Annotated in this window: 10 protein-coding genes and 1 pseudogene; 8 read left to right on the top strand and 3 right to left on the bottom strand. The window is 69.2% G+C overall.

What is annotated here, in order from left to right; all coding sequences use genetic code 11:
- The first annotated feature begins 828 nt into the window (after positions 1–828).
- Positions 829–1,110 (top strand): HIT family protein, encoded by a 282-nt coding sequence (locus tag ACZ7EC_RS27960; RefSeq protein WP_471066844.1) that lies wholly within the window; start codon positions 829–831, stop codon positions 1,108–1,110.
- A gap of 162 nt (positions 1,111–1,272) precedes the next feature.
- Here the strand turns inward: ACZ7EC_RS27960 and ACZ7EC_RS27955 are convergent, their stop codons facing one another.
- Entirely contained in the window at positions 1,273–1,737 is a 465-nt protein-coding gene (locus ACZ7EC_RS27955) for a hypothetical protein (RefSeq protein WP_471066842.1), read from the bottom strand.
- Between the two features lie 330 nt (positions 1,738–2,067).
- Between ACZ7EC_RS27955 and ACZ7EC_RS27950 the strand changes: the two genes are divergently transcribed.
- Positions 2,068–3,015 (top strand): terpene synthase family protein, encoded by a 948-nt coding sequence (locus ACZ7EC_RS27950; RefSeq protein ID WP_471066840.1) that lies wholly within the window; start codon positions 2,068–2,070, stop codon positions 3,013–3,015.
- A gap of 194 nt (positions 3,016–3,209) precedes the next feature.
- Here the strand turns inward: ACZ7EC_RS27950 and ACZ7EC_RS27945 are convergent, their stop codons facing one another.
- Positions 3,210–4,289: a polyprenyl synthetase family protein gene (locus tag ACZ7EC_RS27945; protein ID WP_471066838.1), complete on the bottom strand. Its 1,080-nt coding sequence runs from the start codon at positions 4,287–4,289 to the stop codon at positions 3,210–3,212.
- A 203-nt stretch (positions 4,290–4,492) separates the two neighbouring features.
- On the opposite strand from ACZ7EC_RS27945, the pseudogene ACZ7EC_RS27940 reads away from it, so the two are divergent.
- Positions 4,493–4,689, top strand: a pseudogene (locus ACZ7EC_RS27940) (IS982 family transposase); the annotation flags it as partial.
- A gap of 361 nt (positions 4,690–5,050) precedes the next feature.
- On the opposite strand, the gene ACZ7EC_RS27935 reads toward ACZ7EC_RS27940, so the two are convergent.
- Complete coding sequence (locus ACZ7EC_RS27935) at positions 5,051–5,755, bottom strand: DUF4232 domain-containing protein (protein WP_471066836.1); 705 nt, start codon at positions 5,753–5,755, stop codon at positions 5,051–5,053.
- 780 nt (positions 5,756–6,535) lie between these two features.
- Here ACZ7EC_RS27935 and ACZ7EC_RS27930 point away from each other — a divergent pair.
- The 5 genes from ACZ7EC_RS27930 to ACZ7EC_RS27910 all read left to right on the top strand — a co-directional run bounded on the left by ACZ7EC_RS27930 (position 6,536) and on the right by ACZ7EC_RS27910 (position 17,459).
- Entirely contained in the window at positions 6,536–7,381 is an 846-nt protein-coding gene (locus tag ACZ7EC_RS27930) for a methyltransferase domain-containing protein (RefSeq protein WP_471066834.1), read from the top strand.
- A 205-nt stretch (positions 7,382–7,586) separates the two neighbouring features.
- Complete coding sequence (locus tag ACZ7EC_RS27925; protein ID WP_471066832.1) at positions 7,587–15,212, top strand: SDR family NAD(P)-dependent oxidoreductase; 7,626 nt, start codon at positions 7,587–7,589, stop codon at positions 15,210–15,212.
- A complete protein-coding gene (locus ACZ7EC_RS27920) occupies positions 15,209–16,093 on the top strand; it encodes a thioesterase II family protein (RefSeq protein ID WP_471066830.1) in 885 nt (294 codons plus the stop codon). Before ACZ7EC_RS27925 ends, ACZ7EC_RS27920 begins: the two co-directional genes overlap by 4 nt.
- 379 nt (positions 16,094–16,472) lie before the next feature.
- Positions 16,473–16,637: a hypothetical protein gene (locus ACZ7EC_RS27915; protein WP_471066828.1), complete on the top strand. Its 165-nt coding sequence runs from the start codon at positions 16,473–16,475 to the stop codon at positions 16,635–16,637.
- A 579-nt stretch (positions 16,638–17,216) separates the two neighbouring features.
- Positions 17,217–17,459, top strand: a complete 243-nt coding sequence (locus tag ACZ7EC_RS27910; RefSeq protein WP_471066826.1) for a hypothetical protein — start codon at positions 17,217–17,219, stop codon at positions 17,457–17,459.
- Positions 17,460–17,777 lie beyond the last annotated feature (318 nt).

Below are 17,777 nucleotides of genomic sequence, written 5' to 3'. Positions count from 1 at the left end.
AGGGCGGCGGTCTCCCGATTTCCCTGCTCAGGGCGTCAGAAGAGCGTTAAACGAACCTGGGAGGCGCCGCTGGTGAACAGCTCTTGCCGACGGTGCTGCGGCCGCCGGACTTGCCGTCGCAGCCGCTTCTCATGGACGGGCTTCTCCGACAGCCGCTACCAGCCTGACCCGCTGAGCTTCGGCCGCCGCGCAGCGCATCCAGGGCCCGACAGACCGACCAATTCCCGGTCATCACCGAGACCGGGGAGCACCCCGACGCCACCGAGTGCCGCCCGCCGCTTCCGCCGGGCGGCGCTCCGGCGTCTCCACCCCTTTCGAGCGTGGAGGCTCCATGACGACCGACGTGTTCATCGACTCCTTCGGCGCCCGCTGGCAGGACCCGCCGCCGGCCCGCCACCGCGCCGCCGTCCTCTCCATCAACCTCACCAACGCCCTGCTGAACCCGCCCGACGACCCTGCCCTCGCCGACATCGTCGCCCGCCAGACCGGACAGGACGCAGGCGTACGCGACCGCGTCCTAAAACCCCCGGCGCGGCCCGCATCATCAACGACGCCGTGCACGAACTCACCGCCTTGCGCGCCGCCGCGCACGCCCCCCGTCCAGCTCCTGGTGAACTGCTGGTACGGACGCCACCGCGCACGCGCTATCGCCGACGCCATCGGCCAGCGGATGCGGGAGGCCGGCGCCCAAGTACAGGTCACCCACCACTACCTCAACCGGCCGCCGGTCCCCCGCAACACCCGCGCCTCGACTGCCCGTTCTGCCGGATCATCCACGACGGAGCCCCATCAGAGATCGTCCACGAGTGGAGCGACGCCCTCGCGATCGTGCCCCATAGCGGCGGCTGCACCGACGGCCACCTCCTGGTCCTCCCCTGCGGCCACGGCGCCGACTTCACGACCGCCCCCGTCGTCTCCGCCACCGTGCAGCTGCGCGCCGCCGAACTCGCCCAGCATCTGGGCGGCCAGTGGAACTACCTCACCTCCTGCAGCCCGGACGCCACACAGACCGTGTTCCACCTGCACGGCCACCTCGTGCCCCACACCGCCGACGACGGCCTCGCCCTCCCATGGACCCACCCCGCCCGCGAACAGGAGCCCACCCGATGAAGCGCCCCTTCCTCCGCCGCCGCGGACACGCCTCCGGCCACCTCCGGCGCCCGTTCGTGGAACGCGCGCACACCCGGCCCGGCGACGACCACGGCCCCGACATGATCGCCGTGCCCCTGGTGCACCCGGCACCCCGCACGCCGGCGCCTACCTCCACGGCCGTCAGCTCGGCTTCATCGAGCGCCTTCCAGATGGGGTCAACAGGAGCAACTGCGGTGATCGGGGAGGTGTTGTCGAGGAACTCGGCGAAGTTGCGGGCGGCACGCCGGGTTCTGCGGGTGGTGCCGCCGGGGACGGTGCGCATCTTCTCCAGCAGCACGGTGCCGTGCAGCACGTTGATCTCCCGTTCGTCACCTCGTGATCCCGGCGGAACTGCAGGTGGCCTTCGCCTGCGACGGTGCCCTGGTGAACGGGGAGGGCCTGGCCGACGCCGATGGTGCCCAGCACCTTGCGGTTGGTCTCCAGCGCGTTCCGCACGCTCTGGCCGGCCTGCAGGACCCAGTCGACGGCCGGTTCCCCGGCCATCGAGCCGCTGCGCAGCGCGCCGTCCTCGTCGAGGTAGACGTGTCCGTCGACCGGCCAGGCCCACTCCATGAGCACCATGACGGTGTTGGCCGACGGCGGCACGCACAGATGGTAGACGCGGTCGGGACCTCACCCGCTGCGGCTCTGGCTGGATCACGCGGGCGGAGAACTGCCCGTCCTCCACGGCACGTTGGCGCGGGTGCGGGTCGAGCGCCTGCAGGGCGATCGCGACCGGAAACCGGTCTGGCTGTGGTGCTCGGCCACCGCCGCGACCCCGGTGGACGTGGACCGCTGGTGGCGGTCCTTCAAGGAACACCAAGCCCGCCGAGGACAAACGCCAAGCTGGGGGGAGCGGCCGTGATAGGCGCCGCGCCGCTGGTAGGGTCGGCCCGGCCAGCGCGGAGACCATGAACAAGAAGTGGGTGAGAAGCCGTGAGCGCTTCCACTTGCCATGTCAGCGACGACGTCTGGGCGGAGCTACGACTCGCCCCGGACCGGATCCACGCGGACTGCGCCCGGATCGAGCGGGAGGCTCACCGTTGGGCAGTGGAGCAGGGGGTGTGCGCGCCGCAGAGCGAACCGACGTTGCTGCGCGCTCACTTCCCGCGTCTCGCGGCCCGGATATATCACGACGCCCCGGTCGAACGCGTAGTCACCGTCGCCCGGTGGCTGATCGTACTCTTCGCCCTCGACGACCGCTTCGATCGCCATGATGCCCGGCCAGACGATGTAAGAGGGCTGTACCGCGAGCTGGCGGACGCTCTGACACGTGACAGGGCCGCGATGCGTGATCCACTCACTCGCGCCGTGGAGCCGTTGTGGCAAGGGACCGCGGCCGGGATGTCCGAGGCGTGGCGTGACCGTTTCGTCCGCAACCTGGTTCGCCACGGCGAGGCTCTGGAGTGGGAAGCGACACTGCGCCGTGACGCCCACGCACCCACTGTCGCGGGCTACTTCGACCTGCGCCCGTGGGCCAACGGCATGTTCATGTGGGACCTCGTCGAGCCGACCCGTGGTCAGGAGGTCCCGGTCGAGTTGTCCGTCACCTATCAGTGGCACTGTCTGACCACGTGTTCCAACGAGATCACGGCGTGGCGGAACGACCTCGTGTCAGCGGCACGGGAAGCCGTCGAGGGCAATCCCAACAACCAAGTCAGCGTCATGACTCACGCTTTGGGATGCGACGAGGCCCAGGCAAAGCGACTCGTCGAGCAGCACATCAGCGGGCGCGTGCGCGAACTGCGCGCGCACGCGCGGAGCCTGCTCGCCCTGGACGCAGGCCGGACCCCGCGACTGGCCGAGATCACCGGCACCATGCTGTCCCTCACCGCCGCGCATGCCCGATGGGTGATCGAGTCCGGCCGCTACCCGAATCCCTGACCTTCCGCCCTCCCCGGCACGACGCGGGCTGGCGCGGCGCTCGGGCGTCTCCCGCCGTCTTCACGCGGAGTCAGCGAAAGCTCGGGATGGGCTCCGAAGGACGTTACCAACGGTGCGGCAGCCTCGCCGCACCGCCATTCGGCTGCCGTCCGTCGGACACCGACCGGAGACGGATGGCCGGGGCAGGAGCGTACTCAGGCGTCGCGCTCCACGCACAACGCGGCAAGGGCCCGCAGGTGCTTGGCGGATGACGGCGGGATCGGCGCGGCGTCCAGAACGGCCAGCGCCTGCGCGTACCGCTCGGCGATCATGCTTTCCACGGTCGCGACCGCGCCGGTGGCGGCGATGACGTCGAGAGCGTCTTGAGCGTCCCGCTCATTCAGCCGGCTGTCGCCCACGCAACGCTCGAGCAGCGCGCGTTGCGAAGTGGTGGCCTCGCGTGCGGCGAGCGCGAGAACGACAGTGCGCTTTCCCTCGCGCAGGTCGTCGAATATCGGCTTACCCGTGGTGGCCGGGTTCCCGTACAGACCGAGTACGTCGTCGCGCAGCTGGAACGCGTCGCCGAGCGGCAGCGCGAAATCGCTGAGAACGTCCAGCAGTCCCGTTCCCGCTCCGGCAAGTATCGCTCCGACGTGCAGCGGACGTTCGATCGTGTACTTGGCTGTTTTATAGCGGATCACCGTCATCGAGGTGCGCTGGTCGTCGATGGGGCCGAGGGTGCTCGTGAGATCGAGGTACTGGCCGTAGTGCATCTCCTCGCGCATCGCGTTGATGACGCCGGCCAGGGGGGCCTGTCGTTCGGCGGGAACGGCGGCGGCGAGGAGCTCGTCGGACCATGTCAGCGCCATGTTACCGACCATGATGGCGACGCTCTCGCCAAGGTGCCGCGGGTCGGACGCGGCAGTGTAGCGGTCGGCGAGCTCCCGGTGGACAGTGGGGCGGGACCGGCGCGTGGCGCTCTTGTCCATGACGTCGTCATGAATCAACGCGAATGCCTGGTAGAGCTCAAGCGCCGCCGCGACCTGGATCAGCGTGTCGGGCGTTTCCTCTTTTCCGCCAGCCAGCCATCCGGCCACGCACATCAGTGGCCGGATGCGCTTTCCTCCGGAAATGATGAAGTCCTTGACGATTTCGGCTACGGTCGGCGGGAGGTCCAGCTTGATCGCCTGTCGGATCTTGTCGTCGAGGAAATCGACGAGACACGCTGTGACTCGCTCTCGGGCCCAGTCGAGCGCCGTTTCGGTTGAGCTGGCAGTTACTGCTTCTGAACTCACGGCTGAGTCGCTTTCTATGGTCGGGCTTTCGCGGCCCGCACTGCGGTTGGGCTTTTCGTAGATGCAGGGAACAAGGGTTGGACAAGATGTCGTGTGCGCCCGCGCCGGAACGTTGCGGGCTGTGGCTCCCGTTCCGCGGCGCCGCCTTCGGCTCCTGGCACCGAACGATGCCTGAGCCCGGAGCCGTTGAACAAGCCGCGCGAGCCTGCAAGGGCGAGCCGCAGCGGGCCGGATCACAGCTGTTCAAACCACTGCGGCAGGTCATCGAATCGGTCAACGAGACCTTCAAGGGACAGCTCGACCCCGAAAGGCACCGAGGCCGCACCCCAACGGGGTAGCCGTCCGAGTCCTGCAACGCATCCTCGCCCTCACGACCGCCGTCTGGCACAACGACCGCACCGCGGGAAGGTCGCTGTCGCGGTGGCCGGAAGCCCGAACGCCTTGGCCACGACGGTGTTCTGCCGGTACGCCGGCCGAACAGCACCTGGTCACCGCGGGCATCCGGTTACTACTTGACGTACAGGAGGAAGTGCGTGTTGGGGTGGACATCGCCGATGACCTTGAAGATCACCTCGGTGCGGTCGAGGAGGTGGTCGCGGTCACGGGCGGTCGCCAGCGCGGTGCCCAGCGGCGAATTTCTCGAGTCCGGGGAAGGGCCGGGAGGACGTCGTACCCGAGGGGACCGCCCCCGGACCCGCGGCGGATCCTCGGCGCCGGCACACGTGCCGACGAGGCCCCCGCCCTGCCGACTGACGCTGGAGTCACTTGCCGGTGCCGGTGTGGTAGCCGATGGGGTCGACGTAGACGTCGGGGGCGTTGCCGGTGGTGGCGGGGATGGTGATGTTTTGGCCGTCGAGGTCCATGACGTCGAGGACGGTTTCGTTGGGCGGGGTGACGGCGAGCTTGGTGTAGGTCTTGCCGGAGCCGCTGGTGTCGGGGATGTAGTGGAGGAGGAAGCGGGTCTCCTCACCGGGGGCGATGGTGACGGCGGGTGCGGTGGTGTCGGTGCGGGCGGCGTCGGGGCCTTTGTCGCCCAGACCGTCGGCACCGAGGAGCTGGACGCCGGGGAAACCGTGCATGCTGCAGGTGGCGGAGCCGGTGTTCTTCAGGTTGACGACGATCTCGTTCTTGACTCCTGCGGAGGCGGCGCTGAAGCCGAGGTGCTCGGTCTTGCACATGGCGCCCGACGCGGTGGTCCCGGTCCGGGCGGCGGCCTTCTTCCCTGTGCCGCCGCCGGCGCCGGTGTTGCCGCCGCTGGTGCTGCCGCTGGTGGTGGTTCCCGTGCTGCCTTTGGTGGTGCTGGAGGAAGCACCGGTGATGCCCTGGCCGCCTGTGGAGCTGCTCGCGGAAGCCGACGTGCTGCTCTGCGCGGCCGTGCCAGAACCGTCGCTGCCGCCGCACGCGGTCAGCGACAGGCCGGCCGCGGCGACGATCACGGCGAGGGCGGAGATCTTCTTGACACGCATGTGCACTCCTGCGAAGTGGTCTTGTCCGGCCCGCTCGAACCGACGAGCCGTGGTCGCTTTTGGGGATGTCTGCTTCCGGAGGGCCCGTTGCGCTGAGGGTCGAATCAAGATGCCGCTGTGACAGGCGAGTTGATGAACCGTGACAACAACTTGTGTGAAACGGGGCGAACCCGATGAACCGGCATGGCTTCCGGAACTCAATGGACCCGGTCGTGTTGAGCGGAGACGAAGTCCCAGCGGCAGGTCCCCACTTCGTCTCCTGGAGGAAGTATGCCGCTGCCCGCGGCTTCCACGAGCAAGGCGCCGTCGGCGGCCTGCCGCTCCTGGCGGGTCATGCTGGCGACCCACCGGTGGTGACCCGGCAGATGCCGGGGCGACCGGCGAGACGCTGCGGAGACGGGTGCGCCGGGCCGATGAGCACGCGGACCGCGCCCACATCCACGGCGAGCAGGGCGCGGAGAGCCGGAATGACCGCCCGCAGCTGACTCTGGTATGGGTTGATCACATGAGCCAGTGATGATCTACTGCGGATCGTGGGCCGCCCCCGGAAACGCAAGAAGCGCGCCCTGCGTGACGGTCGGCCGCACGCGTCCGATACCGAGAACCGGGGGGGATCGGCAGGCGGTCGAGTGCGGGGGGGGGCGAGCACCGCAAGAGGCTCCGGGCCGTAACCACGAGACACGACAAGCTCACAGTGCGCTGGGAGGGAGCGTCCGCGTAGCTGCCAAGAAGAAGTGGCTGCGACCAGCACATTCCATACTCGAGCTACGGAGACCCATCGTGACCCGACTCGAACCCACGCCCCGGCGCCGGCTCCGGTCCGAGGCGGCACCCGGCTACAAGGCCGGGGCTTTCGGCCATCAGAGGACCGGTGAGTGGGGTCGGCTGCGTGCACTGGAGGACCTGTGGGACCCGTTCACCGAGTACTGCTTGAGACAGGCAGGTGTGCCTGCCACGGCCCGCTGCCTGGAAGTCGGGGCAGGCGCCGGGTCGGTGGCCCGGATGCTGGCCCGGTTCTGCCCGAGCGGTGACGTCACCGCGACGGATACCGACACCCGCTTCTTCGAGGACTTGGCAACCGAGGAGCGCATCACCGTCCTCTGCCACGATGTGACCGAGGACGGCTTTCCCGCCGGCTTCTTCGACGTGATCCACGCCCGAATGCTCCTGTGTCATCTGGCGGACCCCGCTCAAGTGTTGGCTGTCATGGCTGAGTGGCTGAGGCCCGGCGGTCTCCTCCTGGTCGAGGATCTCGACATGGGACCCGCCGATGTCCTGCCCCACCCGGTGATGCGTCAGGGTCTGCACGTCGCCGAGCGCACCCTTGGGCTCTCGCAGGGCAGCGATCTCCGCCTGGGCCGCCGCTTGCAAGCCTTGGTGACTGACGGCGGTTTCACCTTGGGCGGCACGGAGGTGCAGCCGGTGATGATCGGTGACGGCGGCCCCGCAGATGAGTTCTGGCGCCTGTCGTTCGCCCAACTCCGCGACTTCCAGGCCCGGAACAGCTCCCCTCTGGCAGACGAGTTGGACGCGGCGCTGTCCTTGATCGACGATCCGGACTTCATGGATCTCGGCATGTACGCCGTTTCCGTGTGGGGCCGCAAGCCGGTGCAGCCGACCGGGTAGACCTCGGTCTGACAGCTCCGGGAGCGGACGCCCGCCCGCCCAGGTCCGGGCACCTCCGCGGGCGCTTGAGCGCAGACCCGACACGCCCTGTTGTCGCCTCACCATCATCCCTGAAACCCGAGCCTGTACCGCTTACGTGGAGGCCTCCATGGCTGACCCCCGTCCATCCTCTCCGCCCACCTCCATCGTCTGCGACCCCGCCTCTGTGTCCGCTGATGCGGTGGCGGTGATCGGGGTGGGCCTGCGTCTGCCGGGCGGCATCCACCGCCTGGACCAGCTCGGCGAGGTGCTGGCCGAAGGAGGTGACCTGGTCGGCACCATGCCCTCGGACCGCTTCGACATCAGTGCCCATCGAGCCCGTCGCCCGGAGAAACCGGGCAAGTTCCGCTCTGTCGCGGGCGGTTTCCTGCACGAACCGGAGGTCACCGGTTTCGACACCTCGTACTTCGGTATCACTCCCAAGGAAGCCTCCCGTATCGACCCGCAGCAGCGTCTGCTGCTCGAGTGCGCGGTCGAGGCCCTCGACGACGCCGCCCTGGACATCCATGCCCTGGCCGGCAGTGAAACCGCCGTCATCACCGGTGTCTCCACCCACGACTACGCCGACCTGCAGGCGCGCCGCCTGCGTTCGAGCAATCCCTACACCACGACCGGCGGATTCCTGTCGATCACGGCCAACCGCGTTTCTTACGAACTGGATCTGACCGGCCCGTCGAGCGCCGTGGACACCGCCTGCTCCTCCGGCCTGACCGCGCTGCACCAGGCGTGCGAGCATCTGCGCACCGGCCGCAGCCCACTTGCCCTGGCAGGCGCGGTGAACCTGATGCTGTCGCCGGGCCTCTTCGTCGGCTTTGAGCAGGCCGGAGTGCTCTCGCCGACGGGTCGTTGCCACCCCTTCGGCGCCGCGGCCGACGGGTTCGTACGCTCCGAGGGCGCCGTGATGCTCGTCCTGAAGCCTCTGGCCGCCGCGCTCGCCGACGGCGACCGGGTGCATGCCGTCATCCTGGCCACCGCCCTCAACTCCGACGGCCGCACCGTGGGTCTGTCCGCACCGAGTTCACGGACCCAGGCTGCTCTGCTGCGCCGTGTGTACGCCGCCGCCGGCATCGACCCGCGCGACGTGTCCTATGTGGAGGCGCACGGCACGGGCACCCTGGTCGGCGACCCCGTCGAGTGCGCGGCGTTGGGGGAGGTGCTCGGCAGCCACCGTGCCGACGCACCGCTGCCCATCGGTTCGATCAAGTCCAATCTCGGGCACATGGAAGCGGCGGCCGGGATGGCGGGAGTCCTGAAGTCGCTGGTCGTGATCAAGTCGCGTTCCATTCCGAGGACTCTGCATGCCGATCCGCCCAACCCGAAGATCGACTTCGATGGTCTCGGTCTGCAGCCGGTACTCACCGCCCGCCCACTCCCCGGCGACAGGCGTGTCGTGATCGGCGTCAACTCCTTCGGCATAGGCGGCGCGAATGCGCACGCCGTCCTGGCCGCACCGCCCGCCGGCAGCGCCGCGGTGAGCGACGTCGCCGCCGCGACAGTCGTCAGCACGGCAGCGCGACCGGTTCCGGTCATCGTTTCCGCGCATACGCGCCAGGCGCTGACCGTCACCCTGGAGTCCTGGGCGGACCACTTCGCCGCTATGGCCGCCGATTCGTCGCAGGGACCCGAGGCGCTGTACGACGCCGCCTTCACCGCATGCCGACGACGGACCCGGCGTCGCTACAGTACGGCCTTCTTCGCGACCGGCCCCACCCAAGCCGCCGAAGTTCTGACCCGGGCAGCACGAGGACACGAAGCCGCCACTGCCACCGAACGCCTGGTGAGCGGAGGCCGGATCGGCTTCGTCTTCTGCGGAAACGGTTCGCAGTGGGCGGGCATGGGAGCCGAACTCCTCGATAAGGACCCCGCGTTCACCGCTGAAGTCCAAGCCGTCAGCGACGAACTCGAGCCCCTGCTCGGCTGGAAAGTGCGCGACGAGCTGGCCTGCGCCGATGCCTCCCGCTGGGACCGTACGGAAGTCGCGCAGCCGACGCTGTTCGCCGTCCAGGCGGGCCTGGTCGCCGCCTTGTCCGCCCGAGGGGTCGAGCCGCACGCCGTCATGGGACACAGCGTCGGGGAAGTGGCCGCCGCGTACTGTGCGGGTGGCCTCACCCGGGCCCAAGCCTGCCTCGTCATCGCCGCCCGCAGCCTCGCACAGGCCGCCACCGCGGGTTCGGGCGGCATGGCCGCGGTGGGCCTGAGCGAACAGGCCGCCAGGGAACGCCTCGAACAGGCTCAGCTGCAGGACAGGGTGGAGATCGCCGCGATCAACTCCGACCAGGACGTGACCCTCGCCGGCTCGCACGAGGACCTTGCATCCCTTGGCACCGCACTGGATTCCGACGGCGTCTTCTTCCGTGACCTGCGCCTCGACTACGCCTTCCACACGAGCGCCATGGACCCCGTGCGCGACCAGCTGGCCCGCGCACTGCACTCCCTCGCCTCCGGGTCCTTCCGCATTCCGATGATCTCCACGGTGACCGGCCGCGCCGCGTCAGGGGACGACCTGGACGCCAAGTACTGGTGGGACAATATCCGCCGCCCCGTCCGCTTCCACCAGGCCGCCACCGCATTGGCAACCGGGGACGCCGCCTGCGACGTCCTGGTCGAGATCGGCCCCCACCCCGTGCTGACCGCCTATCTGCGACGTGCCACCGCCGGCGCTTCCGACCCCGGCGTGATCGTGCCCACGCTGTCCCGGACGTTCGCCACTGCGGACGCGCTGCAGCAGACCGTTCTGCGCGTACTCGCCGCCGGGGCAGCGGTGGACTGGGACAGTTACTTTCCCCGTCCCGGCGCGGTGGCCGACCTGCCGCCCCTGGCGTGGCAGCGCGAGCGGCACTGGAACGGCGACGCGTCCTGGTGGAGGGAAGACGCCCCCGGCGAGGACACCGCCGGCGCCCACCCCCTTCTCGGACCTCGCCAAGCCGGGCCGGAATCAGCGTGGCTGAACCGTCTGGACGCCGACCGGCTGGCTTGGATGGAGGACCATCGGGTCACGGACGCTGTTGTTTGGCCCGCCGCAGGCTTCGTGGAAATGGCCCTGGCCGCCGCGCGGAGCCGACATGACGAACCACTCGAAATCACCGGCCTGTCCATCGGCCGCGCCCTGACCCTCGGCTGGAGCGCCGACCCGGCAGGCCCAGCGGACGGGGACGACGTCCAGCTCGCCACCAGCCTTGCCCAGGACGGCCGGCTCGTCATCCGAAGCCGCACGGGTGAACAGGACTGGATCGAGCACGCCCGCGCCGACGTGCGGAGCCTGCTGCGCCCACAGCGGCCCCGCGTGGACATCGCCGCTCTGAAACGCCGCCTGCGGCACGAGTATCGCGCCCTCGAGCACTACGCGGCCGCCCATCGGGCCGGTCTCGACTACGGGCCGGCGTTTCGGACCGTCACACAGCTGCACACCGGGCAGGACGAAGCCTTGGGACGCTACGAGTTCACCGCGCCGGTCCAGCCCGAGCCCGGAGTCATCGCCCACCCCACGCTGGTGGACGGCGCCCTGCAGACCTGCCTGCCGCTGATGTTCACCGCGGACCGACCCGCCCCGTTCCTGCCCGCCCGCATCACCACCATCCGCAGCTGGCAGACCCTGCCCTTGTCCGGCTTCACCCACGTCACCCGCGCAACCGACTCCGACGCCCTGTGGGACATCGCCGTGTGTGACGACAACGGTGACGTGTGCATGGAGCTGCTCGGCTGCGAGCTGCGACGCTTCGAAACCGTGTCCGTCGACGAGTTGGGCAGCCTGACCGAGGTTCTACGTGCCGCCCCCCTGCCGGGCCAGCCCGAGCCTGGCCGGAGCCCACTGCCTGCCGCGCGGTCCCTGCCGGAACTGGTCAGGAGGCAGAACGACGCCCATCTGGGCCGGCTGCATCAGGTCAGCGACGCACTCCAGCCGCGTCTGCTCGAAGTCTGCGCCCACTTCACGGCCCAGGCCGTGCGCCATCTGCTCCCGACTGTGAAGCACGCCTCGTTCGGTTTCGCCGACCTCATCGACGCAGGAGTCAAGGCCAAGCACGCGAAGCTTCTCGACGTCCTGCTGCCGCAGGCCGTCAGCCACGGCGTCCTCACCGTCACCGGGCCCGGCGCCTGGGGCATCCCGGCCGCGCCACGCCCCGAGGAGCTGTTCCGCCGTCTGCTCGGGGACTTTCCCGGTCAGTCCGTCACCATCCTCACCTACGGTGTGTGCGGGGGCCGCCTCGCCGATGTCCTCGCCGGTGACGTCGACCCTCTGGAGCTCCTCTTCTCCGACTCCGACAACCTCGTCCAGCGGTTCTACGAGGCCAGCACCTTCTTCGCCCCGCACACCCATGCGCTCGTCGGCTGGATCCGCAACGTCGTCGACGGCTGGCCCGCCGACCGGCCGCTGCGTATCCTCGAGGTCGGTGCGGGCACCGGCGCCACCACCGCGGCCCTGCTGCCGCACCTGCCGCCCGAGCGAGTCCACTACACCTTCACGGACGTGTCACCCGCGTTCTTCTCGGCCGCCAAGAAGCGCTTCCACCCCTATGATTTCCTCGTCCACCAGGTCCTGGACGCAGGAAGCGACCCCGTGGCCCAAGGCTTCGAGCCAGGTGCCTACGACCTCGTCATCGCCGCGAACATCCTGCATGCCACGAGCGACATCTCCCGCGCCTTGCGCGGCATGGCCACCTTGCTCGCCGCCGGGGGCCACCTGATCGCTCTGGAGACTCACAGCGTGGAACTTCTGGCACCGGTGTTCGGTCTGCTGGACTCCTTCTGGCTCTCCACCGACCAGAGTGTCCGGCCAGACGGCCCGCTGGTGCCTTACGACCGTTGGCCCGGCCTTCTCGCCGGCTGCGGCTTCACGAGCACCGGGCAATATGACGACACCGCGGCGGACCGGCCGTACGTGTCCCTCATCGTCGCGGAGCGCGGCGCCCACGCCGTCCCCGACAAGGCAACGGACCGTATACCTCCCGGCGCGTCGGACGTGCGGCGGTCGTCCGCCGCTGCGACGGAGACCGACGACGTGACGCAGCGGTCCTGGCTGGTGAGCACACCTAACGCCGGCGACCCTACCGCGCTGGCGCAGCGGCTTACCCGAGCGCTGCTCGCCGAATGCCCTCACGGCCGCGTCCACCACGTCGCGGGGGCAAGCGGTGCAGTCTCCTGGACCCGCGAACTGGCCGGTGCGGCAGACGGAGCCCAGGCACCCCGACCGGTGAGCGATGTGATCGTCCTCGCCGAACCAGCCGACGGAACGGGTCCACAGCAACGCACCGAGCACGGCGTACGGCAGCTTGCCGCGCTGCGTGATCTCACCCGCGCCTGGAGCCGGAGTGCGCGGTCACACGAAGGGAGCCTGCGCGTCTGGATCGTCGATGCCGACAGTCAGCAGCCGCCCACTCCGCCACCCTCACTGCATGGCGCACCCCTGTGGGGCGCCGCGCGAAGCCTGGCGAACGAACACCCCTCACTGAACGTACGTCGTATCGCCCTGACCGAACCCGGCAACGACGACACATTCCAGCGTCTCCTGCACGAACTGCACCATCTGCAGGACAGCGCGGCCGCAGCGGGCGATCCCGAGGAACTCGTCGACGACGAGGTGGTCCTCACGCCGCATGGGCGTTTCGCCACCCGTGTCGTACCACTGCCCGCCGGTGAGGTCACAGCCGCGTCCGAGCCCCATTACGCACTGCACGTCGAAACCGCCGGACGACGTCCCGTCTTCGCCTGGCGCGCCACCACCGCGCTGCACCCGTCCGAAGGCGAGGTGCTCATCCGTACCGCGGCCGCGGCACTCAACCACCACGACCTGCTGACCGCAACCGGTGACAGTTCCCTGCCTGCCTCCCGGCGCCACGGATTCCTCGGCCTCGGCCTGGACTGCGCGGGCACCGTCACCGCAGTCGGCCCCGGTGTCACCCATCTCGTACCGGGCGACCGCGTCGCGACCATGGCCCACACCGCCCTGGCCTCCCATGTCCTCGCTCACAGCGATCACGTCATACCGCTGCCCGACACCATGGAATTCACCGCGGCGACCACACTGCCCACCGCGTTCCTCACCGCACACCATGCCCTCCAGCAGTGTGCTGCCCTGACCGAGGACGACACCGTCCTCGTGCACGCCGCCGCCGGGGGAGTCGGGTTGGCCGCCGTGCAACTCGCACAGCGAGCCGGCGCGCGCGTCATCGCCACGGCCGGCACCCCCGCCAAACGGAGCCTGCTGCGCCTGCTGGGTGTCGAGCACGTGCTGGACTCGCGCACCCTGGACTTCGCCGAGCAGATCGCAGACCTGACCGACGGCCACGGCGTCGATGTCGTCCTCAACTCCCTGTCCGGCGAGGCCCGCCTGCGCAGCCTGCACCTGCTCGCCCCGCAGGGGCGCTTCGTCGAACTCGGAGGGGACATGGAGCGGGGCGATCCACTGCCCGCTGCTCCGTCGGCCCGCAACGTCTCGCTGTTCGGAGTGGACACGCTGGACCTGCACGATCGGCAAACGCCTATGATGCGGCGTCACTTCACGAGGCTCGGCGAAGCCGTCACCACCGGCCACTGGAGGCCGGTGCCCCATCACACGTTCCCCGCGCACCGCTTCGGCGAGGCCTTCGGTCTGCTGAACAGCGGCCGGCACATCGGGAAGATCGTCATCAGCTTCGACGCCCCACCGCCGGTCGTCCGCTCCGAGCCCACGAGCGCACTCGACGCCGACGCCGCTTACGTCATCACCGGTGGCCTCGCAGGATACGGGGCCGCCACCGCCCGCCACTTCGCCGCACGCGGCGCCCGTCACCTCCATCTCGTCGGACGCCGAGGGAACCGGACGCCCGGCGCCGCGAAATTGCTTGACGAACTGCGCGCCGCGGGAGCCGAGGTCACCGTGCACTGCGCCGACATCACCCGGCCCGGCGCCCTCGATCCCGTGCACACCGCTCTGCAGGAACGGCGCCTGGGCGGTGTCGTGCACGCCGCCATGGTCCTCGCCGACGCTCCTTTGGCCGACTCCACCGACACTCAGGTGGAAACCGTCCTCGCACCCAAGATCACCGGACTCCACGCACTCGACGCCCTCGCCGGGGGACACGATCCGGACTTCTTCGTCGCCTACAGTTCAGTGGCCGCCCTCGACGGCAACATTCAGCAAGCCTCCTACGTCGCCGCCAACGCCGCGATGGAGGCGCTGATCCGAGCCCGGCACCGATGTGGCAGCCCCGCCCTCGCCGTCCAGTGGGGTGTCATCGCAGACGCCGGTTACGTCCACCGCACCGCACGCATCGACGAAATGGCCTCCTACGGCATGGCTCCCGTCACCGCCACCGACGCGCTCGCCACGCTCGACCGGCTTCTCGACACGCGCACGGGGCCCGTGGTTGCAGTGGGCCGCTTCGACTGGGACAGCATCAGCCGCGTCCTGCCCCGTCTTAAGGCGCCCAGGACCGGCGCACTGCTCCGACAGCGGCATGAAAGCACCGACAGTCTCACCACCTTGCGCAGTGAACTGGCCACACTGAGCGACGGGGAGGCCATCGTCTTGATCGAGGACAAGATCGCGGAGCTCGCCGCCGCGGTCCTGCACACCCCCGTGGACCGCCTCGACCGCACCTGCCGTCTGGACCTGCTCGGCATCGACTCCCTGATGTTCCTGGAACTCTCCACGGCGCTGCGCCAACACCTCGGCTGCGACATTCCCACCCTGGAACTGATGGGCGCCGCCCACCTCCCCGACATCGCCAAGCGGGCCCTGCAACGCATCCGGCAGCCAGCTTTCCCCGACCGTGTCGAGGCGGTCGCCGTCCCAGAGCGGAGTGAACACGCATGAACGCCCCCGGTCCGTCGGACGGTTCGGTCCGTCTCGACACCGCCTTGGACCAACCGGACTTCGTCGCCCTGCACCCGGCTACCGGCGACGAACACCTCCTTCGCCTTTACTGCATGCCGCCCGCAGGGATGAGCGCCCCCTACTTCCAAGCGTTCATCCCCTACCTGCCGGCCACCGTCAGTGTGCACGCTCTGCAGCTGCCCGGACGCGGACGCGCCACCGGCATGCCGGTGCACACCGATCCGCACCGCCTCGGACAACACCTCGCAGAACGCATCCGCCAGGGCGACAACGGCCACCCCTATGCCGTGTTCGGTCACAGCGTGGGGTCACTCATCGCCTATGAGACCGTCAAATGCCTCATGAGGCAGGGGCATCGCCCGCCTACCCTCCTCGCCCTGTCCGCCATGGCCGCCCCCCACCACCCCGACTTCGCCGCAAAGGCGCCGGACGTCCTGCTCGGCGGCCGAGAGGGAATCGAGAAGCTCTTCGGCCGCCTGCCCGACCACGCCGGCCACGACCCCAGAGCGCTGATCAACGCGTGGATTCCGATGCTCGCCGATCTTCTGCTCGCCCTGCAATTCCCGCCTCACCAAGGCCCACCGCTGGACACCCAACTCGCCCTCTACGGGGGCGCGGACGACCCCGTCATCTCCCCGGAGGCGTTGGCCGGCTGGAACGACATCAGTGGCCAACCGGCCACCCCGCGCCTCTTTCCAGGCACTCACACCTACCCCCTCGACAACGTCGAAGCCCTCAGCTCCCGGCTGACCACCGACATCGTCACCTCCCTACGAGGGTGGGTGTGCCCCGTCAACGGCCCTGGCTCGGATGCGGGCGAGTGCCCCCTCGGCAATCCCCGGAAGAGAGCTTGGTCGTGATCCGCGATCGCGTCACCGATACTCCCCCGACTGGAGCGCCTAGCTTGATCTTTAACGGCCTGAGTCGAACGGAGCCTCCAACTTGATCACTCGGTTCGGTAACCGTCGTACGCCAAAGCGGCCTTCGTCTGAACATGTGCTCCGACAACGCATCGGTATGTTCCCTGGAGATGGCTGATCAGGAACTTCTGTGCCCATTCCGCCTTGACTTAGGGCACGCAGAGGGCACGCCACCCCCGAATTGGACTAACAACGAACAAGCCCCAGGCCGCTGACCTGGGGTTTTCTCTGGAGCGGGTGACGAGAATCGGACTAGCGCTCTCAGCTTGGGAAGCTACGGGCCCGCCTTCAGCCCTTGCAAGACCGCTACGACCAGGGCTTGGCGGAGGGCGACGCGGCCCGGCTCAACGGGATCCGTCCGGGTAAGCACGGCCGCTGGGGACGGATCTGCGTCCTGCCCGACGGGCACGAGACCTCGATGGAGGAACCGCTCTGGGGCCGCACCAGGGAGGGCCAGCCGATCGCGTGGGTGCAGTGCATCTGACGACAGCTGAGCGGCGGCGGTGAGACCGGCGACAGGACCCCGGAACGCGTTGGGCGGCCTGGGTCCTTCGACGTCCGGGCCCAGCGGCACCGGACCCAAGCACCGACTCCAGCCGCTTCTACTCCGCGTTCGTCAATCCTACGTCCCCTGCAGTCACCTTGCCCCCAACACCCCACTCGCAGACAGAGGTCCGAGAAACAGCGCCGTGAATAAGGGAGGGCGTGGCGCTCGCGGAGGGGATGGCGGGGCACGAGGAAGTGTGCCCCGCCATCCCCTCCGCGAGCACGGGAGCGTGCGCATGCCCCGGCTCCGGTAACACGGCCCCGGGACTGCGGGGTTGTTCTCCCGCAGCTTGTCAGGGGTGTGTAACAAGCCCTTGCGGCTCCTGGGACTGGAGGGTTCCGGTGTGATCAACTGCAGATGCCTCGGGTAACCCCCTTAGCGCACCAGTGTGTTGTGCGGTCGCGGAGACGTGACCGCAGCGGGCGCGAGGCGTGTCGCGTGGTAGCTCGTGGCCCCCTGTTCGGCGGCCGTGTGCCCATTCGGCGCACGTGCCCACAGATGGAATTGGAGCAAAGAATGCGCAAGAACCTCAAGAAGGCTGCAATCGTCGGTGCCGGCGTCCTGGCGTTCTCCGGCATTGCCACCGGCATGGCTCAGGCGGCGGTGTGGCAGGGCGCGGACATCCCGGGCAAGGGCCCCCTCCAGGAGTGCACCAACTGGGGCAACGCCCTGCAGGCCCACGGGACGATCGTGGGCTTCGCCTGCATGGAGGACGAAGGCGGCAACTCCTGGGAGCTGACCCCCTACTACTCCAACTGACCCTCTCTCGGCACGTTTCGGCGGGACAGGCGAGATCCACGACTCCTGAGCGTTCGGGCAAGCTCCCGTCCACGAGGACGAAGCCGGGTTCGAGCCCGGTCGGCGACGACCGTGACGTAGCCATGGGCAGTGCCGACGGATGTGCACCGGACGACCGCCGCGCGAGTCAATGAGCATTATGGCTCACGTGACCAGGGCGCGGGGCAGGCCGGGTGCGGCAGGATGGTCGACCGACTAGCTCCCGCACCGGCGAGTTGAGACCCGAACCTTTCTCGGCGGCGCGGGAGCCTCGCGCGTTGCGGCGGGCGGTCCGTGTCG

It is taken from the genome of Streptomyces sp. NPDC037203 (assembly GCF_055605065.1).
This window is presented reverse-complemented; position numbering and strand designations above follow the sequence as displayed.

What these genes read in the sequence shown, in the direction of transcription:
- ACZ7EC_RS27935 (WP_471066836.1), bottom strand. Translation starts at nt 5,755, where the DNA reads ATGCGTGTCAAGAAGATCTCCGCCCTCGCCGTGATCGTCGCCGCGGCC.
- ACZ7EC_RS27920 (WP_471066830.1), top strand. Translation starts at nt 15,209, where the DNA reads ATGAACGCCCCCGGTCCGTCGGACGGTTCGGTCCGTCTCGACACCGCC.
- ACZ7EC_RS27910 (WP_471066826.1), top strand. Translation starts at nt 17,217, where the DNA reads ATGCGCAAGAACCTCAAGAAGGCTGCAATCGTCGGTGCCGGCGTCCTG.